This is a genomic window from Candidatus Saccharimonadaceae bacterium ML1 (assembly GCA_030253535.1).
GTDB lineage: Bacteria > Patescibacteriota > Saccharimonadia > Saccharimonadales > Saccharimonadaceae > Saccharimonas > Saccharimonas epibionticum.
The window spans coordinates 449,913-474,622 of the sequence record CP124550.1; the positions used below are offsets into that span (position 1 = coordinate 449,913).

Genomic DNA, 24,710 nt, shown 5'->3' on the forward strand with positions numbered 1-24,710 from the left:
GAATAATACTTAGAAAAGAGGGATAATGAATAGAACTCTTGACACTACACCTCTTTAAGAAAGGCTCCGCAATGACTAAACCTCTCATTGAAGTCGAACGCAAACGCACATTTACCGGTAATGTGGATACGTTTATTGCAACGCTACGAGCACATGGTTTTACACAGGCTAACCAGTTGCACGAAAATGATACCTATTATTCTCGCTCCGACGTTGATTTCATGCAGACTGTTGAGTGTTTGCGCGTGCGTGAACGCGATGGGTTTGCCGAGGTGACATATAAACCGGCAACATCGCACGCAACAAGTACAAACGATGGCGTAATCATGAAACCGGAGACAAATCTATCAATCGCGCCAAACGATACAGCAACTGCCAAACAATTGCTCGTAAATCTTGGCATGATAGAGCTAGTGACAGTTACTAAATTCCGGCGCACATTTACTTCGGCGACATATCCCAGTGCTGTAATCGCGATTGATGAAATCATGGATGTCGGGACATTCATTGAAACAGAGGTAACGCTTGCGGATAAAGCGGCAGCGCTTCGAACTATCAATAAGCTGGAACGATCGCTCGGCGTAGACGTGTTTCCGCTTGCAACGAAACCGTATCGCGATATGTGTATGGAGGCGTAGCACGCGTTTAGAATGGATGCAGCTAAAAAACCGAGGGCATATGATAAATCTCTCGGTTTTACAGATTACTGCAGAAAATGAGCGGTTACTTTGAGCGCTTCTCAATAATTTCCTGCGCTACGTTCGGCGGAACTTCTTCGTAGTGCGCCAGCTCCATCGTGCTAGCAGCACGACCTTGGCTCATGCTGCGAATGTCGCTGGTGTAGCCAAACATATTAGCGAGCGGCACAATCGCCTTGATAAGTTTCGCGCCGCCCATCAAGTCTTCCATCGCCTCAATACGACCGCGACGCGAGTTCAGGTCGCCGATGATATCGCCCATAAACTCTTCTGGCGTCGTCACCTCAACATGCATAACCGGCTCGAGCAGTACCGGATTGGCCTGCTTGATGCCAGCGCGTGCTGCTAGACTACCTGCCAAGCTAAACGCCAGCTCGCTGGAGTCAACATCGTGGTAGCTACCGTCGTAGAGCGTGGCTTTGACGTCGACTACCGGATAACCCGCAATGACGCCGCCGTTTAGCGTCTCGACGATACCTTTTTGCACCGCCGGGCGATATTCTTGCGGCACTACGCCGCCCTTGATTTCGTCGATAAACTCAAAGCCCTTTCCAGTTTCGTTCGGTTCAAAGCGCACCCATACATCACCATACTGGCCACGGCCGCCGGACTGCTTAGCATGCTTACCCTGCACCTCCGCCGTGCCCTTAATGGTTTCGCGGTAGGCAACTTGCGGCTCGCCGACATTTGCTTCAACGTTAAACTCGCGCTTCATACGGTCGATGAGGATTTCGAGATGGAGCTCGCCCATACCGGACATGATCGTCTGGCCGGTGTCTTCGTCGGTATGAATGCGGAATGTCGGGTCTTCCTCCGCGAGGCGCTGCAGAGCAATGCCCATTTTTTCTTGATCGGCTTTCGTTTTCGGCTCAACGGCGATTGATACCGGCGGGTCGGGAAACTCAATCGACTCAAGCGCGATCGGGTGCGCCGCATCCGCTAATGTATTACCGGTGTACGTATTCTTCAAACCGACGACCGCCGCGATGTCGCCCGCACCGACCGAATCAATGTCCTCGCGCTTATCGGCATGCATGCGCACGATACGCCCGATACGTTCTTTCTCGCCCGTTGTCGTGTTGAGCACGTAGCTGCCGGCTTTCAGAACGCCCGAATATACGCGGACAAAGATCAGCTTGCCAACAAATGGATCAGCGGCAATCTTAAACGCCAGCGCCGCCATCGGCTCTTTGTTATCCGGCTTGCGGCCGACTTCGTCGCCTGTCTTCGGGTTTTTGCCCCAAATTTCGTCGACATCAAGCGGGCTTGGCAAATAATCCGTCATGATATCAAGCAGTTTTTCGACGATCACACCGCGGCCATCGCCGCCCGTCACCAGGAAGAAGTCTCCCGCCAGCACGCGCTTGCGCAGCGCCATCTTTAGTTCGTCTTTCGTAATTGATTCCTCGCCTTCGTCAAGGAACTTCATCATCAAGTCGTCGTCGGCTTCAACGGCATTTTCAACAAGCAGGCTGCGCGCGTTCTGTGCTTTTTCCAGCATGTCCGCTGGAATTTCGCCTTCAATCAGCTCGTGGTCGGTGTAATCCTTGTAGGTGTAAGCTTTCATCTCGACCAAATCAACCACGCCGCAAACGTCCTTCTCAAACCCAATCGGCAAATGAATCGGAAATGCCTGCTTGCTGAGGCGCGTGTGGATACTCTCCAGCGATTTGTAAAAATCGCCGCCCGTTTGGTTAATTTTGTTGATGAAACAGAGGCGCGGCACGCCGTATTTATTCGCCTGGCGCCAGACTGTCTCAGACTGAGCCTCAACGCCCATTTTGCCGTCAAATACCGTCACCGCACCGTCAAGCACGCGAAGCGAGCGCTCCACCTCGGCGGTAAAGTCAATGTGCCCCGGCGTGTCGATGATGTTGATTTTATGGCCCTTCCAAAAGCACGTCACGGCCGCCGACGTAATCGTGATGCCGCGCTCTTTTTCCTGCGCCATCCAGTCGGTCGTCGCGCCGTCGCCGTCGCCTTTCACCTCGCCGATTTTATGATTGATGCCGGTGCGGTACAAAATGCCTTCGGTCGTCGTGGTTTTGCCTGCGTCGATATGCGCAATAATACCAACATTTCTAAAGTTTTTTAGTGGAACATTCGTTGCCATGAGGTTTCCTTTAACTTAAATAATATTATCCGAGTTTTTGGCTATTTTTTGCCACCAAAAAACTACTATTACTGGCTATTATATCAGATTTATTCTTGTAAATATAGTGCCTGACTTACGCCAGCATAAGACGGCTAATACTGCGGCGGCCAATTTTGCGGCGGAAATGGCGGTTGCGGCGGGAGCTGGCTCGGAGCTAAGGCTGACTTTCGGCGCACCGCAAAGTAGATAATCAAGCAAATCCCTGCAATAAACGCTATTCCCGTGATAGACCCGATAACGATCACCGCGATGACAACGAGCTTGTTGGGCTTTTTGCCGAGCGCGTTTGCCGCTTCTTTTTTAATGTAGGCGCGGTAGGCTTCAACTTATTACGCATGCGCTTATTGTAGCATATGCGCGGCAAAACAAAACGCTCTCCGCAGGGAGAGCGTTTTACGCCCCTTCTATTTTTTACGGCGTTCGCCTAGCAGCGCGCGAAATGCGCGAAAGCGCGGTTGGCTTCCGCCATTTTGTGCGTGTCTTCTTTTTTCTTGAACGCAATGCCGGTTTCGTTGGCGGCGTCGACAATTTCAGTCGCGAGGCGCTTACTGTACGGCATGCCGCTTTTGCTGCGCGCCGCCTGCACTAGCCACATAAACGCGAAATGCTGCTGGCGATGGCCCTGAATCGGAAATGGAATCTGATAGTTCGCACCGCCGACGCGGCGAGATTTCACCTCAAATGCCGGACTAATATTTTTAATGCAAGCCTCAAAAACCTCCAACGGCTCTTCGCTCTTGAGCGTTTTCGCCGCCTGCTCAAGCGCGCTGTAAACGGCGCGCTCAGCAACTTGTTTTTTGCCATTAAGCATTGATTTATTGATCAAGCGCTGCACGAGCACGCTCTGGTACTTGCGATCCGGCTTGATAGTGCGCTGCAATTTCTTCGTGACTTTACGAGGCATGATTACTTATCCTCCTTTTTCGTACCATATTTTGAACGGCCTTGTTTGCGTTTGGAGACGCCTTGCAAGTCAAGCGCGCCGCGCACGATATGGTAGCGCACACCCGGCAAGTCCGGCACGCGGCCGCCGCGTACGAGCACGACTGCGTGCTCCTGCAAATTGTGCCCTTCGCCGCCAATATACGCCCAAACTTCGTATCCGTTCGTCAGACGCACGCGCGCAACTTTACGGAGCGCGGAGTTAGGTTTTTTCGGCGTTTTGGTCGTCACTTTCACGCACACGCCGCGCTTGAGCGGTGCATTTTGGTTATAGTACCGAACTTTCAGCGCATTATGAATACGCCCAAGCGCTGGAGACTTCGACTTTTTTGCCGCTGTCTTGCGCGACTTGCGCACCAGCTGATTGATGGTTGGCATAAATCACCCATTCCTTTTCATTACACTTATACTCTTGGCGGAGCTTGCTAAAGGCTCTGCGGATGCATGAGCACGGCAGCAACCCGCCTCATGCGTCTGATTTTACGCGCCGAGATTATCCTAGCGGCGAATCAGAGAAACTCTCTGTCATTATAGCACGGTTGGTGACATTTTGTCTAGATAGGATAATGTATAAAGCTGATTTTAGAGCGACGGTTTTTGGCTTGTTTAGACTTATCGCACCAGAATTTTACCGCAACCTGCTGCACGAATTGCGCCGTATTGATATGTAAAATTTTTGCTTCGTACTCTATGCTCATCATGCACCTCCTATTTTTGCCTATTATGGCAGGTTGTATGTACGTAGTAAAGCGCTCGCCGCCCGCGCCCGGCTTTCGCGCTAAATCATAAGAGTTATAGTATAATATAAGCATGAATCCACAACGAAATTTGAATGATAGCGATATTGAAAATGCCGGACACCCGGGGTACGTTTCGCCGTCAGCGAACGCGGCGCCGAAGCCACTTTCAGACGGCAAATATGCGCAGCCCGTACCGCACCAAAAGGGCGTCCGCTCGTTTCATGCGCTCAAAGTAATACTAATCAGCGGATTGCTGCTTGCGGCGGCGATCGGCGTGATTGCAGTCGTATTGCTGTTTGCGCAATCATCAACCAAGCGTACTACAAACGAGCAGAAAAAGACCAGTGAAACCAAATTAGACCCGCTCACTGCGCAGCAAACTATTGAACGCACGGCCGTGTATTTCAAGGGGCAAGAAAAAGCTAAAACGCCGCTGACAATTCCGATCAAGGTGAAAGGCAAGAATTTCTACACTGTCATACCGGACGTTGATATTTTGCAGAGTCTTGCCGGCTACGTGTCGAAAGAAATGAGCAAGCAGCAGCGCGAGTCAATCGAAAAGAGCTTGGACTATGATAAGTTCGTCAAGAAAGTTTTTTCCGAAGGCGATGAAAAAACGGCGTATTTGGCTGATTTCACGCGCGATGACGTCGTGTGCCAGCTGAGCGTCGATCCGGCAGAGCACGACACCAAAGGCGACTGGACGGAGCTGCGCTGCTTGGATATATCTGCCTACACGCCATACGCCGACGCTCAGCAGCCGCTCGCCAAAGCGTACAGCGCTGTTACGTCGACCGCGACGCATTATGGATTCATCGGCAAGCCAGTGCCGAAAGACGGCGCGCTCAGCGGGTACAAACTGGTTGAAATTCCAGTCGGCGCGGTTACTAATCAGCGCATGACGACACCCGATAATTTGGGCATGTTCTACCAGATGCCGGACGGCTTGTGGTATTATTTCCGCGACCGCAACCGCGATGTGTATGTCGAGTGCGAAAACTTCACCGGTGAGAATCAGCGGCGCGCCTACGCCGACCAGCCGTGCCGCCGCCGCTCAACTGGCACAATTGAGACCGTGAAATACGGCGGGAAGCGCTGATTCCGGCCGCCTCTGCAAATCAAACTGGCGTGGATAATCGCGTACTAAAAACACCTTTCCCGTAAATGAGAAAGGTGTTTTTTTGAGCGCCGCCTCAATCTAGCGTAGCCTAACGGGCTATGACTCCGAATCAACGTCCGGCGTGATGTTGCTTGCTTCAGCTTCAACATCTTCCGCGTATTCATCCGCCGGCGAATCGTCTTCGTCCTCATTGAGCGCAATCGCACCCGTACCGACAGGAATCTTGCGGCCGATGATAACGTTTTCTTTCAAACCGTGCAAGCGATCGGCGCGACCAGAAGTAGCAGCACTGATAAGCACGCGCGTCGTGTCTTGGAACGATGCCGCCGATAGCCACGAATCGCTCCAAATGCTCACCTTGGTGATGCCGAGTAGTAACTGCGTGTATTGCGCCGGCTCTTTACCTGCGGCAACCAAGTCCTTGTTCGCGCGCACGACACGAGCTTTGCTGACGATATCGCCCATTACAAACTCGCTGTCACCCGGATCCTCAATTTGAACGCGACTGAACATCTGGCGCACAATAATCTCCAGATGTTTATCGGCAACGTCTTGACCCTGCGCGGCGTAAATGCGCAGCACTTCGTTGATGATGTAACGCTGCGTCGCTTCCGTGCCTTTCAGGCGCATCAAATCATGCAGATTGAGTGAACCGATCGTTAGCCGATCGCCCGGCTCAACACGATCACCCGCTGAAACGACTAGCTGCGCGGTGCCCGGAATCTCATATTTCACCGGCGACACTGCCGTCGACGCAATCACGATCGTGCCCTCTGCCGTCTCGACAACGCCATCAAACGGCGCGATCAACGGCTTTGCGCCCTCGGTCGCTTCAGCAAGCACATCGCCTACTTTTACTTCCGAGCCGTCTTGCAATAGCGGCGTGCGATCCTCAAGCGACAATCGTTCAACGCGGCCCGCTTCCGGTGTCACTTGCACAATATACTTATGACCGTCCTCCCAAACGTCAACCGTACCAGCAATCTCGGTGATGTACGCTTGTCCTTTTGGATTGCGCGCTTCAAACAATTCTTCAACACGCGGCAAACCTTGCGTAATGTCGCTTCCTGCCACGCCAGAGTTATGGAAGGTACGGAGCGTCAGCTGCGTGCCCGGCTCGCCGACCGACTGCGCGGCAATCACGCCGACCGGCTCGGCAGGATCGACCAGGCGGTTTGTCGACATATCAATGCCGTAGCTGCGGCGCGGCACGCCCTCTAGGTTATTCGTTGACAGAATCGACTGGATCTTCACCTCAGTAATCGCTTCGTCGGCGTCAATTGCATTTGCAACTTCGCGCGTGATTAGCTCGTTCTCGCCGATATGCCCCGGCACTGCGTCGCGCGTGTAGCGTCCGTACAACCGGTTGCCGAAATCAATCATTGTCTCCTCGGTTTCTGAACGGTAGATCGTATAGCCTTCATCGTCGCCCGCTTCATCCTCTACCGTGAATACGTCTTGAGACACATCGACTAAGCGCCGCGTCAAGTATCCAGAGTCTGCCGTCTTGAGCGCCGTGTCAATCAAGCCCTTGCGCGAACCGCGCGTCGCCACGAACGATTCCAGGCTCGACAGACCGTGCGTATAGTACGAACGAATCGGCAGCTCAATTTCGCGGTTAGCGGCGTCCACCTGGATACCGATCATCGCACTGGCAAGCTTTACGTTTGAAATATCACCACGCGCGCCCGAGTTGACCATCACGGAAATACTCGTATCCATACTGCCGAGCTTTTCTTTTAGCAGCTTCGTCACGCTATTATCAACTGTACGCCACGCGCCAACTGTTAGGTTATAGCGCTCCGACTCAGTGATCAACCCCTGATCGTACTGATCAGCAATCACTGCTGCGCGCTTGTCGCCGTCGGCAATGAAGCTTTCTGTCTCGCTAAAATGCACATAGTCGTCCTTACCAGTTGATACTGCCGCCACCGTCGCAAATCGGAACGCCAAGCCTTTCATGCGGTCTGCCGTTTTAGCAGTCTCTTCAGCGCCGTATTTGTCGAAGATTTGCGCCAGCACGCGCTTCAGCTCTTTCTTCGTTTGCACGTTATTGTTATACGGAAAATCATCCGGCAAAATCTCGTTAAAGAATACGCGACCGAGCGTCGTGTTGCGGATTTCGCCCTTAGCGCGAATGCGGATCGGGCTCTGCAGGTGCAATTCACCCATGTCGTATGCTAGCTCGGCATCGCGGCTGTCGGCAAACACCGCGACCGTATCGGTTTGCACGCTTGGCTTTTCGTACGTCAAATAGTAATTACCAAGCACGATGTCCTGCCCGATGTTTAACACCGGACTGCCGTCTGCCGGCTTCAACAAGTTGTTAACCGCGCTCATCAGCTCGCGCGCTTCAGCTTGCGCTTCTTTGCTAAGCGGCAAGTGCACCGCCATCTGGTCGCCATCGTAATCGGCATTAAAACCACTTGCTACGAGCGGATGCAGCTGGATCGCTTTCCCCTCAACCAATTTTGGCTGAAATGCCTGAATGCTCAAACGGTGCAGCGATGGCGCACGATTTAGAAGAACATATTTACCCTCAATTACAGCATCAAGCGCATCCCACACGACCGCCTCGCCTGCGTCAATCAAGCGCGTCGCTGAACGAATATTGTGCGCATATTCGCGTTCAATCAGCCAACTAATAACAAATGGCTTAAACAACTCAATCGCCATTTGCTTCGGCAGACCACACTGATTGATCTTCAATTTCGGACCAACCACGATCACTGAACGACCCGAATAGTCTACTCGCTTACCGAGCAAGTTCTGGCGAAAACGCCCTTGCTTGCCCTTTAGCATATCGCTCAAGCTCTTCAGGCGGCGGCGATTGCCTGCAGCGTTTACAGCACGTCCGCCGCGCGCCGCTGAGTTATCAATGAGGCTGTCAACTGCTTCTTGCAGCATGCGCATCTCGTTGCGGCGAATTACTTCCGGCGCATTCAAGTCAATCAACTTCTTCAAACGATTGTTGCGGTTGATGACGCGGCGGTACAGATCGTTTAGATCGCTCGTTGCAAACCGCCCGCCCGCGAGCGAAACCATCGGACGCAAGTCTGGTGGAATGACCGGCAGCACTGTCAAGCACAAACTTGATGGCTTAATTCCTGCGGACTGCATACCTTCAAGCACTTTCAGACGCTTCAGCAATTTCTTTTCACGCTGACCTTTTGCACCATCTGCTTCTTCTTGCAATTTAGCAATCAGCTCGCTCAGGTTGATTTCATCAAGCAACGCTTTCAACGCCGTGCCGCCCATACCAACTTCAATCAGCTCTTCATATTCTTCCGGCAAATTGCGGTAGTCGGTTTCGTTAATCAACGCGCGCCGTACCAAGCTCTCAAGCTGTGATTTCTTCACGTTGAACTGATCTTCCAAATCCTGCAACTCGCGTGTTTGCTCTTCTGCCAATTGCTTGATATCCGCACCATCTACGCCTGCTTCGCGCTCATAGCGAATTTTGATTGCAGCACGACCAGCTTCAGTCTCTGCCTCCAAGTCAGCCAGCATTTGATCGCGCTTTTCTTCGTCGACCTTCAAAATCACATAGGTTGCAAAGTAAGCGATACGCTCCAGATTACGCACCGTGATGCCGGTCAATAAGCTCATCGCACTCGGCGTACCGCGCATAAACCAAATATGCGCAACTGGCGCCGCCAGGTTGATATGCCCCATGCGTTCGCGGCGTACAATTGACTTCGTGACCAACTCGCCATTTTTATCAACCGCCGCTTCGCGCGAACGCACGCCTTTAAGTTTGCTGTCATGCGGGTTGATATCTTTAACCGGACCAAAAATCCGCTCGCAGAATAGTCCGTCGCGTTCTGGTTTTTGCGTACGGTAATTAATCGTTTCCGGCTTTGTTACCTCGCCGTAGCTCCACTTCAGAATGTCTTCCGGGCTCGCCACCGCCAGGCGAACTGCGTCGAAATCAGCGATACCATGCGTGTTAACTGGATACGCCATCTTACGCCTCCTCCCTATCTGCTTGCGTTGTTATTTCGTCGTACATTTCGTCTTCCTCTTCGCTTATATCTGAAATCTGACCTTCATCGTCAATAGCGCGCACGCTCATACCATCATCGTCGCCGACATCACCGATTCCATCAGATTCATCAAGATAGGTTTCTGCCTCATCGTCATCATCGTCGCCGTCATTCGTAGTCGACGTAGCTTTACCGGTAGATCCGCTTGATTCAATCAAATGCTCAGCGTCGATATTCTCGTTTTCGTCGACCAGGTCAACGCGTAAACCTAATCCCTGTAGCTCTTTCACTAACACGTTGAATGACTCTGGCAATTTTGGACCGGTGATTACGTCATTTTTGATAATTGATTCATATGCTTTCGCGCGACCATACACGTCGTCAGACTTAATCGTTAGCATCTCCTGCAATGTTGTTGCAGCGCCATACGCTTCAAGTGCCCACACCTCCATTTCACCAAAGCGCTGACCACCATTTTGCGCCTTACCGCCAAGCGGCTGCTGCGTCACCATCGTATACGGACCAGTGCTGCGCGCATGGATCTTGTCGCTAACCATGTGGTGCAATTTAATCATATGCATCACGCCGACGGTTGTGCGCTCCTCAAACGCTTCACCGCTACGACCATCAAAGAGCTGGCTCTTGCCGTCTCTCGCTAAGCCTGCTTTTTCAAGCTCGCGCTCAATCACGTCATTTGGCACTCCGTTAAACGGCGGAGTTGCAACTTTGTAGCCAAGCGCCCGCGCTGCCATGCCCAGATGCGTTTCAAACAACTGCCCCAGGTTCATGCGGCTTGGCACGCCAAGCGGGTTTAGAACGACATCAACTGGCGTTCCGTCTGCTAAATACGGCATATCCTCAACCGGCAAAATGCGTGCCACTACACCTTTGTTACCGTGGCGCCCTGCCATTTTGTCGCCAACACTGATTTTGCGCAATTGCGCCACAAAAATCTGGATCTGCATCAGTACGCCAGCTTTTAGTTCATGACCGTTTTCGCGGCTGAAAATCTTCACGCCGACGACTTTGCCGCCGCCTGCATTATTCATGCGCTGCGATGTGTCGCGCACGTCTTTTGCCTTTTCGCCAAAAATCGCGCGCAGCAGCCGTTCTTCCGAACTAAGCTCCTGTTCACCTTTCGGCGTAATTTTCCCGACAAGCACATCGCCCGCTTTCACTTCCGAGCCGATTTGCACGATACCATCTTCATCCAAATGGCGCAAACTGTCTTCGCTCACATTTGGAATATCGCGCGTCACGATTTCCGGGCCAAGCTTCGTTTCTCGTACTTCTACCGAATAGTCTTTAATATTTACGCTAGTAAGCGTGTCATCCTCAACTAATCGGCGGCTAATCACAATCGCGTCGTCCATATTGTAGCCGCCCCATGGCATGAATGCTACCAATAAGTCTTTGCCTAGCGCCAACTCACCTTCAGCGATCGACATGCCTTCAATGAGAATGTCGCCTTTTGCAACAGTTTCGCCGCGCGATACGCGAACTTTTTGGTTAACGCAACGATCATCGTTGCTCTTCGCGAAGTGAATGAGATCATAGCGTTTCACACCATCCTTATATTGCACCTCAACGGCATCACCGTCAGCGCGAACTACTTCGCCGTCGGCTTCCGCGACGATCAATTGGCTAGAATCGCGCGCAACGTTTGCTTCAATTCCCGCTCCAACCGTTGGCGCTTGCGGCTGCAATAGCGGCACTGCTTGGCGCTGCATGTTTGAGCCAGTCAACGCACGGTCGACACGGTTCTTTTCGATGAACGGCACGAGGCTGGCTGTTGATCCTAGAATCTGCTTGTGCGACGCGTCCATCAGCGTCACCTCGCTCGCATCTACGCGGCTCGGCTGCAAGAATTTGCGCGCCGACACGCGCTCGTTCACGAAGTTGCCATTATCATCAAGCTTTGCGCCAGCGTCAGCAATTACCTCATTCACCTCTTGCGATGCATCCAAATAGACAATCTCATCTGTCACGCGGCCATTCTCAACTTTGCGGTACGGTGTTTCGATAAATCCGTATTCGTTAATCCGCGCGTATGTAGCCAAATTCAATACTAGCCCAATGTTAGCGCCCTCCGGCGTTTCCACGCTACAAATACGCCCGTAGTGTGTCGGGTGGGCATCACGTACCTCAAATCCAGCGCGCTCGCGGCTGAGTCCGCCCGGCCCCATTGAGCTCAATCGGCGCTTGTGGCTTAACTCCGAAATCGGGTTTACTTCGTCAAGCAGCTGGCTCAATTGGCTGCTCGCAAAGAATTCGCGCACCGCCGCAACCACTGGGCGGGCGTTAATCAGCTGACTTGGTGTCACCGTTTCAATATCGCTCATACTCATGCGATCCATCGCATTGCGCTGCATGCGGAGCATACCCACGCGGAACTGACGCGCCACCAACTCGCCGACAAGTTTAATGCGGCGGTTATCAAGCGCATCAATGTCATCACCCGGCTCCTGCGTGTTATTCATGCGAATTAGCTCGCGGATAATCGCCACCAGATCGTCGAGCCTCAGCACACGATTCTCTGCGGTATTTGGTACATCCAAATTCAATCGTTTATTCATCTTATAGCGACCAACGCGACTGTAGTCAAACCTCTTAAAGTCAAAGAACATTCGCTCAATCATCTGGCGCGCGTTATCAACCGTTGCTAAGTCGCCTGGGCGCAAGCGGCGATACACTTCAATTAGTGCCTCGTTCACGCCGTGCGCCGGATCTTTCTCTAGTGTCGCCTCAATATATTTCGTTTCACCCGTATCAATGTCGGCAAATAGCTCACGAATTTCCGACACCTTACTATAACCAAGCGCCCGCAAAAATGTCGTTACGGCAATTTTGCGCCGACGATCAATTTTTACGTAAATCGCGCCGCTCGCACTTGTTTCAAATTCCAGCCACGCCCCACGGCCCGGGATTAATTTCGCGCTGTACAGATTTTTGCCCGTGCCTTTTTCCGGCGTATAAAACACGCCTGCCGAACGAATCAGCTGGCTCACTACCACACGCTCCGTACCGTTGATAATAAACGTTGCGCGATCCGTCATCCACGGATAGTCGCCCAAGTAAATTTCCTGCTCTTTGACTTCACCCGTCACTTTATTTGTTAGTTCGGTGGTCACCAACAGCGGCGCATCAAACGTCAAATTATTTTCTTTGGCAAATTTTTCATCATTTTTTGGCGCTTCAAATTTATAATCCTTAAAACGCAGTTCCAATTTCTGTCCAGTATAGTCCTCAATTGGATTAATTTCTGCGAAAATCTCGCTCAGACCCGTCTCGACGAAATCTTTCCACGATTCCTTTTGGTGGGTCAGGAGGTTTGGTACCGCCACCGCCGTGTCGTCATTCGTGAAAAACACGCGCTGTGCCGGAGTGTGATTTGCCGTGGTTGCTTTTGGCATGCGTACTCCCGTTTTGGTTAAATTTGAATAATCTCCGCGCTGATTGACAAGAGGTGGGTTGGCTCTATCATTCCCGCACGAGTTGGCGCCGAAGCTTTACTAACCATGGATTACCGCATACTAAAACGCCACGCCACAGGCGCAGTACACTATCAACCCACGTTACACAATCTTCATTGCCTTTCATTGTAAAGGGTTTAGGCGGCTATGTCAATGGGGTGCGTATGATTTTTTCAGAGATCCCAGGCAGTGCTAGCTTTCGTCGTAAAACCAAAAGAAAGAGCCTCGCTCCCCACGCGGGTTGCGCAGGGAACGAGGCTGGATGGGAGCGAGTTAGCGGACAGCCGCTGCCTCAAGCTCCCGTTGTCTGGCATTACGAGCTTGGTGCTCGTAGCGGGCAACAATAACAAGACCGACAATTGCCAAAATATCGCCAATCGCCATGACACTCATGCCAATCGTATACAGTGCAGGGTGACCGCTCACCTTACTCGTGATAACGACAGCAAGCCCTATGCAGTTTGTCGTGCTCATGAATAGTACTGTGCGCCAGTACCACCTACTTGCCCTAGCGCGAAGACTCTGGGACTCAAAGTAGATAACGAAAACTCTTCTGAACTTCATGGGGGCAAACAACTGCCACGCGCTGTACACTGCGCACGCAAAAATGCTAATCAAGAGAACCGCAGCGATGACAGACCAAACAACATCAGACATTTTCTCCTCCTATAACTAGAAATGTCTGTGTAGTCCTACAATATCACATCAATACAAAAATTGCAACAGTGCCTAGCGCCCGCGCCGGATCATTTCGTCTGCCAGCCCATACTTCACCGCTTCATCGGCACTCATCCAGTGGTCGCGCTCCATATCGGCTTTGACTTTGTCGAGTTTTTGTCCGGTATTTTTCGCGATCACTTTCGCAAGCAACTCTTTCATGCGCACCGATTCGCGCAGACTAATCTCCTGGTCGGTCACCATGCCCTGCGTACCGCTAGACGGCTGGTGAATCATCACGCGCGCATTCGGCAGCACGAACCGTTTGCCTTTAGCGCCGCTGCTTAGCAAAAACGCACCCATGCTCGCCTGCAGCCCGATACCTATCGTCTGGACATCTGGCTTGATATATTGCATCGTATCGTAGATTGCCAGCCCGTCGTACACGCTGCCGCCCGGGCTATTGATATACAGCTGAATATCTTTGTCGGGATCTTCGTTTGCTAAGTGCAGCAGCTGCGCCACGATCGTATTCGCCGAGCCTTCCGTCACCTCCTCGCCTAAAAAGATAATCCGATCCTCAAGCAACCGGGAATAAATATCGTACCCGCGTTCGCCATCGCGCGTGCGCACGATTACATTTGGCACTAAATAATTTCGCATATCATTCATAGGTTTCATTGTACGCTGAATATTAGCACTCGTCAAGGGAGAGTGCTAATTCGCCCAATCATTCCTACTGCGCCCTGGCCGCCAAACTACTACGTATCGTGGTTATCAACGATTAGTTTATTACGCTCGGCAGTCTTTTCGCGATCCTTGTTCAGCAGCATTTGCGCCTCATCGGTATCAAGCGCAAGAATCTTTGCATATACGCCGCTATCATTCCTGCCGGAGAGCACAAGTATATTTAGCTGCTCGTCGGCGTAAACAACATACTCGTCTCCGTTCTCTAGGTTGCTCATACCGAAACACGCGGTATTAATTTCGGCTGTTCTGCGGCCGTCTTTCGAGACGGCGTAAATACCAATTGAATCTGCCACAAACAGTCCTTCCGGTGTTGTATTGTCGCTTGCAATAAAACCATCCACGTTCGGCCCGATAAACAAGCTGTCGGCGTACGGTATTGCTTTGCGCAATGCGTGATTGCTTGGCAATTCCGCCGTCAAACCAAACATTTTGTCTTTTTCATACGAAAGGAAATGCGCGCCGAGCCGTTTGGCAGCATCCGCCGTCTTGCGCCATGGCTGCAAAAAGTATATTTCCGGCGGCGAATAAATCGGGCGTTTAATATGCGGATCTTTATGCAGTTCATCTTTCTCATTTATTGAATAACTTGAGTCCAGATGCCCCGAGCCCATCACTGTGTGATGTGACGCATACTCATTTGCTTTGAGCGCGCAGCCCTGCTTGAGCAGGTTCTGAATCGTATCAATCGCATACAATTGCACGAGACGCCCACTGCTTTTGTCTTCGACGCGAGCGTCAAGCATTCCCTCATGCTCCAGGCCTTCACCAATCTTCCTTGAACTAAGCAGATGGCCAATTTCATGCGCCGGTGCACAGCCGAACGGATCACCGTATGTTGATATATGAATTCTCGGATTACTCGGATCTTGGTAGGCGATGCCAATTGCTTTTTCGCTCAACTCGGAATAATGGCTATCGAAAACCACCATCGTAATAACCGGCTTGCCATCATAGTCATCGCTCTCTGTGATTTGCTTGCGCGCTTCTTTTACGTACCGCTTAAACTGATCGGTCGTGTACATCGGCGCTTCATCGCTATCGTCTTTGCGCGGGCGCGCACCTTCCGGCTCAACGACTTTTTCGATATGTTTAATGTCTATCTGGTACTGCCCGCCAAGCGTTTGTTCAATTTGGTCAACATTATCTTGCGCTGCGCTCTCTATATGCTCGCGTCCCCACCGGCGCCGACTGTCAGTGCCATTGCCATCGCAGCTATCAGGGTCAATTGCCGAACCGTAAATCGCAACGACTCCCAGCGTCATATCTACGGAATCATTTGGACCAATCCGCTCAAAACGGTCGTATAAATACTCGACCGCACCCTCGCCAACAGCGCCTACTGCAAGCCCTGCTGTAACGCCAACTGCAAAGTCCCACAAAAACGATCGCCGTGAAATACTCGCAGGGGTTTGCTCGTCCGGCTCAATACAATCCGAATCATCATCAAAGTCCTCCGAATCATCAGAGAGATCCGGCGTCTCTGCGGAATCCGAAGCGCACGGGTACGCAATCACCTCTTTGCAGTGTTCATACATATCTTTTTATTATATACCAAATATATACTTTTGTCAAAATAAACATGAGTAACCCACTCAGCCATGCCCAGAGCATCTATTTAGTGCCTTAATCCGCTACGAGTTCAGTTCAACCAGCTTGTCGATTGTTTTTTCAGTGATCAGCCGATTTGCAACCTCGCGCTGCGCCTCGGGTTTATCAAAGTGTTTTGCCATCTTGGGATTGTTCGAGTATTGCTGCTTATAGGCGTTGATATGCGCCGCCAACTCGTCTGCTGTCGCTTCAATTTTCAGTTCTTTACTTAACTGCGCCAGCACTAGACCCGCCTTGATGCGCGCGTCGGCGGCATCGTTTGCTTCGGCTTTCACCCAGGCATCGCGATCGGCATAACCCTTCTCTTCAAAATACTGCTCTAAAGTGCGGCCTCGATACATCAAATTTTGGCGTAAATCCTGCTCCAGCGAACGGATTTGATCGTCGCGCAATACCGATGGCACGCTCACTGTGCTCTTTGCAACCAGCTGTTTTACCAACTCATCTTTCAGGTCGTCCGTCGCCTTGCGCTCAGCTTGCGCTGTAATCTCCGCTTTTATATCCTTGCGCAAATCATCCATTGACGTAAATGGACCAGCCTTTGCGGCAAATTTATCGTCGAGCGCAGGCAACTTTACGCTATTCACTTTTTTCACTGTAACTTCAAACACAACGTCCTGCCCAGCTAAGTCTTTCGCATGATAGTCCTTCGGAAACGCCAGCTTAACATCTTTTGTATCGCCCGCTTTCAAGCCAATAAGCGCATCTTCAAACCCCGGAATAAAAGAATTTGAACCAAGCACCAGCGGATAATCCTTACCCGTACCGCCCTGAAACGCCTCGCCATCTTTTTTACCGACGAAATCAATCACTGTCTCATCACCTATTTTTGCAGCGCGTTTGACTTCTTTCTTTTCCGACAACCCTTTTTGAATTCGTTCAATTACTTCGTCAATTTCTTTTTTATCGACGTTAACCGCCGCTTTTTTTGCCTTAAGCTTTTTGTAATCGCCTAATTTCACTTCAGGCAGTACATCTGCTTCGGCAGTAAACTCTAATAGCTCGCCCGGTACGTATTTTTTAATTTCAACCTCAGGGCGGGCTAGCACCTGCAAATCGTTGTTCAAAAAAGCTTCGGCAACCGCACGGTTTAGCGCTGCGTCTAGCGTTTCCTGCGCCAACGCATTCAAATCGGCATGTTTTTTCACAATCTCAAGCGGCACATGCCCCGTACGAAATCCGTTAACTTTGACTGTTTTTGCTAAGCGCTTTAGCGCCACCTGCTCAGCTGCTGCCAGTTCGGCATGATCCGCCGCGACCACTACTTTCACGCGCGTATCTGATTCGTGTGTTACTGTCGTCTTCATAACAGCACATTATAACAGATATACCGGTGTCTGTCAGGCGTCAAAGCCGTCCAAAAACTCCGACAAGTCAAAATCATCATCTTCGCGGACGCGCACGCGGCGGTCGCTCACGGCTGTTACGATTCGTTCAAACCCGACTGTTTTGTCTGTGCCGTCGCGCAAATTTTTCAGCGTGTACGTCTGCCGTTCCACGCTCGCCTCATCAATAAGCATGACATACGTGATATCTTTTTCTACCGCCGTGACCAGCTGCTCTGCTAACGTTCGACCGGTATAGTCAACTTCGGTATGGATTCCTTCGCTGCGTAGTTTTTCGGCGATTCGCTCCGCCGTATCAAATACGCGCCCAACCGCCGCCACGTATACTTCAGTTGCGCTCGGTAATCCTGCATGTCCGCTTTCTTCCAGAGTCTCAACGATATGCGCCATATCGCCCAACGATGCAACTAACGTTTCCAGCGACGGCGCGACCATTCGCCCACCGCGATATAATAATTTTTCATCGTTCGCGACAATATCAAACAATACGCCGGCTGTGCAATCGGCATACGATAATGTTAAATCAAGTACTACGCCGGTGATACCGAGCACCTCAAGCCGCGCATACAATGCCGCTAAATCTTGGTATGCGTTATGCTCGCGCACCACTTCCGGTAGTTCCTCAGCATTTTTCGCCGCCAATACTTTGGCGAGCTGCTGCAAAATCGTGCCCGCTTGCATACGCCCAACGATATCGATCGCACGGTCGCGGAACTCTACAGGCGTAAGCATGCGCTTTTCTGCAAGCAGGCGCGTCATGAGCTCGGTCTGTATTGCATCCAGTTCTAAATAATCCTCCAAAATCGCTTGCACGATTCGCGCGTCGTTCAATCGTATACGATAGCTCGTGCGCGGCAGCCCGATCGCATCCAGGCTGCGCTTTGCAATAGCAATCGCCTCAACATCAGCACGCGGCGACTCGCAGCCAACATTGTCGTAATGAAAAACCCGCCCCGACCATGAATACGCCGGTCGTCCGAGCGAGCCGTTTGAGATCTTAAAGCGCCGCGCATAATGCACCGACACCGGCATGTCGTCGCCAAATTCTTCGTAGCCGTATAATTTTGCCGTTCGACGCCACGCCGATTCAATATGATAGCGCACACGAACAGATTGCGGGTAGTACAGCTCCTGGCCGCCCACCAAATTGGCTAACGAAGCTTTCATGGAATTTATTATAGCATACTTGACTATATTTTGCAAGCATTTTATATTATGGATACGCTTAATTTTTGTATTAGAAAACACCCTCTAACATAGATGTCATTACAGCCTATGCTGCTGCACCCACGCATACATCGCGATTCCAGCCGCTACGCCGACATTAAGGCTGCGCGTACTGCCAAATTGCTCAATCGCAATAGTCCGGGGAGCATACCGCAATAGCTCTTGGCGAATTCCTGAGCGTTCCGCGCCAAATAGCAGTACAGCATTTTTCGGTAGTTTCGTGCGGCTCAAAGGCTGCGAGCCATCGACATTGTCGATTGCAACCAGTTCTTTGCCCGTAATCGCATGTATAAAGTCATCCGCCGCCGCATAGTAGTGCACGTGCAAGTATTTGTCGGTCATCATTGCGCCGCGCTTATTCCATTGCCGCCGCCCAATAACATGCACGTGCCGCACGCCAAACGCATTCGCGCTGCGCACGATCGTGCCCATATTGAAGTCCCGCTCAACATTATCAATTGCAATCTCTAGCATTGAACCATGCGCGTCCAGATCATTGATAATTTGCTCCATCGGCACGCCTTTGTAACGGTTGACGACGTTGCGGGAGTCGCTAGGCGTCATCGGTAATTTGTTCCGAAACTGAAGCTTCTTCGTCGTTTTGCGTCTTCAAAAAAGCCTGTACCAGTGCATCGTGCGCAACAGCTCCGGCGCTAAATGATATTCGCCAAGAATCTTTTGGCCGCGTATCAAGCACATGCTCGTACTCGCCCTTTATACACGCGACTCCATCTTCTGCAGAAATATCATTTGGTATATCTACGAGCCTGTCCAGCACGGCAGTGGCAATAGCACGCGGATCATGCGGCAAGTCATCTATGCGTGTTTCGACTTGATTGCCATCAATGTCTTCGTGCTTTACCGTCTGCTTTGCCATAGCGCCAGCGAGCGTACCTTGTTGCGACCGAATTCGATCGAGTGGGAACCTTTCAACTGTCATATAATCCTTTCTCGTTTGCATCATGATATACGAGCGGCAAACGTTTGATTTATTATTGACAATCTCTACATTGTATCATGTTATATAATAAATATGAATTCATGCGGCTATTTACTTTGCGCCGAAGTGCCGGTATAATCAGATCGTAAGAGTCCGGAGCGACTAAAACTGGTGCACTTTTATACCCATTATGCATGCGGATGTGGCGGAATTGGTAGACGCGCTAGCTTCAGGTGCTAGTGCCAGCAATGGCGTGGAGGTTCAAGTCCTCTCATCCGCACCAAAATTGAGATTTATAGCCATAACTCAGGCGCAATGCGTCTGTTTTTTATATTTTAGCCTTTGTCGCGGATAAAGCGCCTACGCGCATCTTATGAACAAGTAGCCACGAAAGTCCCCCGCTAGATTAAAACCGAAGCGTACCATCAATCATGCCGGCAAGCTGGCGTACGTCATTGAGCTGCTTAACGCCAGGATTAAGCGTACCAAGCGGATCAAATAGCTTGCGGATCGCACGGTACATATCAACGCGCCGCGCGCCAATGCATTCGTACGCAAATCGGCTTAGCAACCGCCCTTCACCGTGCTGACCAACGATTGCGCCGCCATACTGATGAACGAGCCGCGCTGTTTCGTCAAACAAACGCATAAGCTTCTGGCGGTCGCTTGCCTGCGCTATCGGCGCAAGCGGATATGCCGACACGAGTTCAGTCAAACCGTCTACCGCAATTGGCAGATCCACGCGCAACTTATTACCGAGCGCCGCCAGCGCTTTCGTGAAATCCTCAAACCGTTCCGGCGGCACGAACCAATCGGACAACAATGGCGACATACCAACGCCTGCACGATCTGGCAGCGTAGAATAGCGCGCAATATCAAGGAGCGGCGATAGCGAAGCGTGCGCATCATCGTCCAATACCAGCGAAACGTCAGCTACGCCACCGCATAATTTTTCAAGCTTTTTCTTTCCTTTCGCACGGGCACGCGCGTTAAAATCGTCAAACCCAACAAGAATAACCGCCTGCGGCGCTTTACCGCCAACCTCTTGAAACCACGGCGCCTTATAGCCAACTTGTACCGCCCGCCGTACGAGCGCCGCATCAAAGTACTTCACAAACGCCGGCGCGAACCGGCGCAGTTCATCAAGCATGTCGCGCGCTGTGTCTGCCGAAGCAAATACAAGCGCCGCCGTATCCAAATGCTGGCTGCGAAAATCAACGCGCAAAATCATCTCGCTGATAATACCAAGCGTACCCTGGTTGCCGATAAAGAGCGGCGTCAGATCAATACTGCCATCGCGGTCGCGTACACGCACGATACTATTATAGCCAGTCTGATCGCGTTCGTGGATTGTACTGATTTCATCGGCGTAATCTTCCAAAATTGTTTCTACACCGCGGTAAATATCGCCCTCTAAATCCTGCTGGCCTTTCTTGCGGCTGAGCTCACGTTTACTAATTTTACCAGTCTGCAGCACATCGCCGTTCGCCAGCACAACCTCTAACTGGCTCACATTCGCCGCAAGCGAACCATACTTGCCCGCCAGATACCCCGCAGCATTGTCGGCAATCGCGCCGCCAATCGTGCCGCGCGAGTCAAGCCCATCAAGCGCCAGAACTCCCGTGCCCTGCAAGGCAAGCGCCGATTGAAGCGCCTGAATCGTTACGCCGGGCTGCAAACGTGCCAACCGTTGCTTACTATCGTATTCAAAAATCGTGTTCATGTGCGCCGCGAGAGAGATTTGTGCGCCGCGACCGACGGCACCGCCGCTAATGCCATAACCGGCACCGCGCGCTACGAGCGGCAACGCGTGTCCGCGCTCAGACAGCTGCCACGAAAAACGCGCCGTTTTGCGAATATCGCTCGTATTTCGCGGCGACACGACCATTTCAGGAGCAATCGCCAAAATCCCCGCGTCCCTGGCGCGCGCCGCACGCAAATCCGTGCGAAAATCTACCTCGCCTGCCAAGTGTCCGCGCAAATAGGTTGCGACTTTGCTCATTATTGCCCCTTATTCCTAATCATTTACGTCTGGGTTTATTTTAACACAAGCAGAGTTAGATAGAAAATAGTATTAGCAACAGACCCAATACTATTGACGAGCCACAAGGCTGTATGGCAACCTCTCGTAATTTCACTCGTTGTTTGCTATACTGGATTTTACGCGTTTACGCGCGCCATGCGGATGTGGTGGAATTGGTAGACACGTATGCCTTAGGAGCATATGCCTCACGGCGTGAAGGTTCAAGTCCTTTCATCCGCACCAAAAGATAAAACCCACCTAAAGGATTAGTGCTTTTAATTTGGAGCTTCTACCACCCGACTGCTAGCACTCCAGCACCATCACTTTTCAACTGATCGACAATTACGCCATTTGCATTGACTGCCATCGTCGGACCGTTAATACTTGCGGTTACTATGGTAGTTTGTGCTTGTATGGCATGTAAGCTTATGTCAGCAGCATGAAATTGTTTTTGTAAATAGCCGTAGACAACGTCGTCTAGCGGAGCATAAACTGTATCACTGCCTTTCATGCGATTTACAACATCGGGATAATGCAAATCATAGCAAACGTACGCAGTGATCGTCCGCCCTCCAAAACGTACATTTTGCGCCGAAACGCGCCCGACACCTTCTTCATCCGGCGCAATGTGCTGTTTATAATTCACCAGCGCGTCTTTGCCGTCTTCGTCTAATATGACGACCTTTTTGTAGCGTCGATCCCCGATAATTTCTTGCGTATGGTAAACTAACCGCAGATGATTATTTCGAGTAAAATCACGCAGCTGTTCACGACTTGACGCAGGTAATGAATTCTCCGGCCAGACTATCGTTACCCCTGGTTTGGCGTGGCGTGATTTTAGCGCTTGGAGAGATAGTTGCTCCAGTCGCTTAACGTCGTTTTTGGTCGCCGGCACGTTGACGCCGCCCTCAGTCATAGACTGAACTGCTATAGTCGGCAGTATCGGCTGGGCTGGCAGTTTTGCAACGACTATATTTGCTGCTATCACAACTACAGCTACTACCCCGCTGGCTATAATAAATTGCATGCGTTTTTGCCGACACCACAACCAGGCTAGCCCGACGCCGATTGCTAGCAATGCAAACTCAATCGCCGCTTCGCCGCCCCAGCGCCCTAGCATGAGTATTCCATTGTTGCGCCAAACTGTATAACCGAGATGCGGAATCCACCAGTCTTTCATTACTGGCGCATGCAGTCGTATCAAAGTAAAACTACACCAGACAATAACAAATAGTACGCTAACCGCTTTTACACCAATCCAGCGTCGTAGCAACACTATCCACCAAATATTTGCGAGTAAAAAGATAAAACCGACACTTGCCAACACCGCCACAATAGGCGTCATAAACTGATAGTACCAATATGTCGTCGGCAATAACCAGCAAGCGCAAAATGTTAGCCCTAAAAAATACGCATGCCGCGCTGTTGCTCGCCGCAGCACCACAAATACTGCCGCCACAGCAAACAACGCCGGCAGCTGCAACCACCACACTGACATATGCGCCGCAAGCGCCAGCATCACGCCAGACGCTGCCATAATTAGATAGTCCTTAAGAGAGTGGTGCTTCGTAAAAACTGAGTACTGCATTATTCTTAGTATAATATTTTTGACACAACGACAAACCCGACGTTGTGTCAAATTACAAATGACTGTCGTGCGTGCAGAGAGATCACCTCTCTCGGCGGAAAGAGGTGAGAAAAGCATTACCATAACTACGATTGTCCACCACAACAATTTCCTTAGTCAGATTTGGAAACTCACCTCTTCCTGGATGTGATAATACCATAAGCGCCCCAGGTTTGAGAAGACTTAAAAGTTTCAATACTGTGGAAAACTGCGTATCGTGATATGGCGGATCAGCAAAAATAATGTCATAATTTTCTGCCTTGCCAGATTTCAACCATGTGCTAACAGATGAGTATACCAATGAGACGTCGTTTTCGACACCAAGCGATACCATATTTTTACGTAATATATTTTGTGCAATTTTATCACGCTCAATAAATGTAACATGCGCCGCGCCGCGGCTAAGCGCTTCAAATCCAACCGCGCCCGTTCCCGCAAATACATCAAGTACATATGCACCGCGAACTTCACTGCCAACTCGATTGAACAGCGCATTGCGAATACGCTCGCCCATCGGTTTAGTGCGCGTATTGTTTGGCTTCGGCGCATCAAGCTTACGTCCGCCGTATTTGCCGGCAATGACGCGAATTGACGTCACAAAACCGCCTCGCGGTATGCCGCGTACCACGCATACATCACAACCGCACAGATTTTCGGGATTAGCGTGCGGCGCGTTTGGTTCGCGAGGCGCGCCGTCCACCCGTGCTTCCAAAATATTTCATACATATTTAACGCGTAGACCTCCTGCACTGCCTCCAAGAATATGCGCTCTAGCCCTAAGTTGTCCGCACGCTTCACCCATTCTTTACTCGGCGCAGAGTCAGCGAACGTCGTCGTTTTGATCGCTGTCGCCACGCCGATTTCAAACAGTAAATGCGTCGCAAACACGCCTTTTGCGCCCCAGTACTCCCAGTTGCGCCCCATCGTATCGCGCAGGTTATTGCCTTTAATAATATTCTTGTCCTTGATTGATAAGCGCTCTTCTTTCGGCTTGCCCCACAGTTCTTCAATCTTATCGCTAAGCGGATAGTGGTGCGCCGGCGTCAAACCGTCGGTAATCGCGTGCGCCATCCAGGCGGCTTCAAACGCAGCGCGCACCCGGTTCGTATCGCGAAGCGCCTGCACTAAATTTGCATAGTGATCGTTAATCATACCGGCAAGCGCCCGGTCGTTCGGATTTGCCGGGTCAATGTAGTGCCACGGTTCGTCAACGCTCGGGCTCTTGCGTTTAATGCCGTCCGGACCGTTATTACCTTCAAAGTGCAGGATCTCGCGCGTTGTTGGGAAAGAATGCTCTACACCCGTAAACTTTCGCATGTTGCGCCGCGCAATACGGTCAATCTTTTGATGAACCCCGAGAAAATTTCCTGAATGGGAACGAAATGTCGTACCACTGTACATAATTATTTATTATACCA

Annotated in this window: 19 protein-coding genes and 2 tRNA genes; 5 read left to right on the top strand and 16 right to left on the bottom strand. The window is 51.1% G+C overall.

Features of this window, described 5'->3' with window-relative positions:
* Positions 1–71: 71 nt before the first annotated feature.
* Complete coding sequence (gene cyaB, locus SEML1_RS02395; RefSeq protein WP_376753652.1) at positions 72–638, top strand: class IV adenylate cyclase; 567 nt, start codon at positions 72–74, stop codon at positions 636–638.
* Positions 639–723: 85 nt separating this feature from the next.
* On the opposite strand, the gene fusA is transcribed toward cyaB, so the two are convergent.
* From fusA to rpsL, 3 genes are all read right to left on the bottom strand, one after another.
* Complete coding sequence (gene fusA, locus SEML1_RS02400) at positions 724–2,811, bottom strand: elongation factor G (protein WP_376753653.1); 2,088 nt, start codon at positions 2,809–2,811, stop codon at positions 724–726.
* A gap of 466 nt (positions 2,812–3,277) precedes the next feature.
* Positions 3,278–3,757: a 30S ribosomal protein S7 gene (rpsG, locus tag SEML1_RS02405; protein ID WP_376753654.1), complete on the bottom strand. Its 480-nt coding sequence runs from the start codon at positions 3,755–3,757 to the stop codon at positions 3,278–3,280.
* Positions 3,758–3,759: 2 nt separating this feature from the next.
* On the bottom strand, positions 3,760–4,173 hold the full coding sequence (gene rpsL / locus SEML1_RS02410) for a 30S ribosomal protein S12 (RefSeq protein ID WP_146424896.1): 414 nt from the start codon (positions 4,171–4,173) through the stop codon (positions 3,760–3,762).
* A 44-nt stretch (positions 4,174–4,217) separates the two neighbouring features.
* On the opposite strand from rpsL, the gene SEML1_RS02415 reads away from it, so the two are divergent.
* Together SEML1_RS02415 and SEML1_RS02420 are read left to right on the top strand one after the other, a co-directional pair.
* Positions 4,218–4,466 (top strand): hypothetical protein, encoded by a 249-nt coding sequence (locus SEML1_RS02415; RefSeq protein WP_376753655.1) that lies wholly within the window; start codon positions 4,218–4,220, stop codon positions 4,464–4,466.
* A 139-nt stretch (positions 4,467–4,605) separates the two neighbouring features.
* Positions 4,606–5,634, top strand: coding sequence for a hypothetical protein (locus SEML1_RS02420; RefSeq protein ID WP_376753656.1), 1,029 nt, complete (start codon positions 4,606–4,608; stop codon positions 5,632–5,634).
* 117 nt (positions 5,635–5,751) lie between these two features.
* Here the strand turns inward: SEML1_RS02420 and rpoC are convergent, their stop codons facing one another.
* The 9 genes from rpoC to SEML1_RS02465 all read right to left on the bottom strand — a co-directional run bounded on the left by rpoC (position 5,752) and on the right by SEML1_RS02465 (position 19,579).
* The gene (gene rpoC / locus SEML1_RS02425; protein WP_376753657.1) at positions 5,752–9,621 is read right to left on the bottom strand and encodes a DNA-directed RNA polymerase subunit beta'; all 3,870 of its coding nucleotides are present in this window, start codon (positions 9,619–9,621) and stop codon (positions 5,752–5,754) included.
* Position 9,622: 1 nt separating this feature from the next.
* The gene (gene rpoB, locus SEML1_RS02430) at positions 9,623–13,054 is read right to left on the bottom strand and encodes a DNA-directed RNA polymerase subunit beta (RefSeq protein WP_376753658.1); all 3,432 of its coding nucleotides are present in this window, start codon (positions 13,052–13,054) and stop codon (positions 9,623–9,625) included.
* A 333-nt stretch (positions 13,055–13,387) separates the two neighbouring features.
* Positions 13,388–13,588: a hypothetical protein gene (locus SEML1_RS02435; RefSeq protein WP_146425207.1), complete on the bottom strand. Its 201-nt coding sequence runs from the start codon at positions 13,586–13,588 to the stop codon at positions 13,388–13,390.
* A 255-nt stretch (positions 13,589–13,843) separates the two neighbouring features.
* The gene (locus tag SEML1_RS02440; protein ID WP_376753659.1) at positions 13,844–14,443 is read right to left on the bottom strand and encodes an ATP-dependent Clp protease proteolytic subunit; all 600 of its coding nucleotides are present in this window, start codon (positions 14,441–14,443) and stop codon (positions 13,844–13,846) included.
* Between the two features lie 89 nt (positions 14,444–14,532).
* Positions 14,533–16,056 (bottom strand): hypothetical protein, encoded by a 1,524-nt coding sequence (locus tag SEML1_RS02445; protein WP_376753660.1) that lies wholly within the window; start codon positions 16,054–16,056, stop codon positions 14,533–14,535.
* Between the two features lie 96 nt (positions 16,057–16,152).
* Complete coding sequence (tig, locus tag SEML1_RS02450) at positions 16,153–17,436, bottom strand: trigger factor (protein ID WP_376753661.1); 1,284 nt, start codon at positions 17,434–17,436, stop codon at positions 16,153–16,155.
* Positions 17,437–17,469: 33 nt separating this feature from the next.
* Positions 17,470–18,642, bottom strand: a complete 1,173-nt coding sequence (locus tag SEML1_RS02455; RefSeq protein WP_376753662.1) for a His/Gly/Thr/Pro-type tRNA ligase C-terminal domain-containing protein — start codon at positions 18,640–18,642, stop codon at positions 17,470–17,472.
* A gap of 99 nt (positions 18,643–18,741) precedes the next feature.
* Complete coding sequence (locus SEML1_RS02460; protein WP_376753663.1) at positions 18,742–19,266, bottom strand: TrmH family RNA methyltransferase; 525 nt, start codon at positions 19,264–19,266, stop codon at positions 18,742–18,744.
* Entirely contained in the window at positions 19,256–19,579 is a 324-nt protein-coding gene (locus tag SEML1_RS02465) for a hypothetical protein (RefSeq protein WP_376753664.1), read from the bottom strand. Before SEML1_RS02465 ends, SEML1_RS02460 begins: the two co-directional genes overlap by 11 nt.
* A gap of 259 nt (positions 19,580–19,838) precedes the next feature.
* Here SEML1_RS02465 and SEML1_RS02470 point away from each other — a divergent pair.
* Positions 19,839–19,925 (top strand) — tRNA-Leu (locus SEML1_RS02470).
* A 123-nt stretch (positions 19,926–20,048) separates the two neighbouring features.
* On the opposite strand, the gene SEML1_RS02475 is transcribed toward SEML1_RS02470, so the two are convergent.
* Entirely contained in the window at positions 20,049–21,644 is a 1,596-nt protein-coding gene (locus SEML1_RS02475) for an FAD-binding oxidoreductase (protein WP_376753665.1), read from the bottom strand.
* A 179-nt stretch (positions 21,645–21,823) separates the two neighbouring features.
* On the opposite strand from SEML1_RS02475, the gene SEML1_RS02480 reads away from it, so the two are divergent.
* Positions 21,824–21,908 (top strand) — tRNA-Leu (locus SEML1_RS02480).
* A gap of 46 nt (positions 21,909–21,954) precedes the next feature.
* Here the strand turns inward: SEML1_RS02480 and SEML1_RS02485 are convergent.
* From SEML1_RS02485 to SEML1_RS02495, 3 genes are all read right to left on the bottom strand, one after another.
* Positions 21,955–23,253: a hypothetical protein gene (locus SEML1_RS02485; RefSeq protein ID WP_376753666.1), complete on the bottom strand. Its 1,299-nt coding sequence runs from the start codon at positions 23,251–23,253 to the stop codon at positions 21,955–21,957.
* Between the two features lie 82 nt (positions 23,254–23,335).
* On the bottom strand, positions 23,336–23,890 hold the full coding sequence (gene rsmD / locus SEML1_RS02490; RefSeq protein ID WP_376753667.1) for a 16S rRNA (guanine(966)-N(2))-methyltransferase RsmD: 555 nt from the start codon (positions 23,888–23,890) through the stop codon (positions 23,336–23,338).
* Complete coding sequence (locus tag SEML1_RS02495) at positions 23,887–24,693, bottom strand: hypothetical protein (RefSeq protein ID WP_376753668.1); 807 nt, start codon at positions 24,691–24,693, stop codon at positions 23,887–23,889. Before SEML1_RS02495 ends, rsmD begins: the two co-directional genes overlap by 4 nt.
* Between the last annotated feature and the right edge of the window lie 17 nt (positions 24,694–24,710).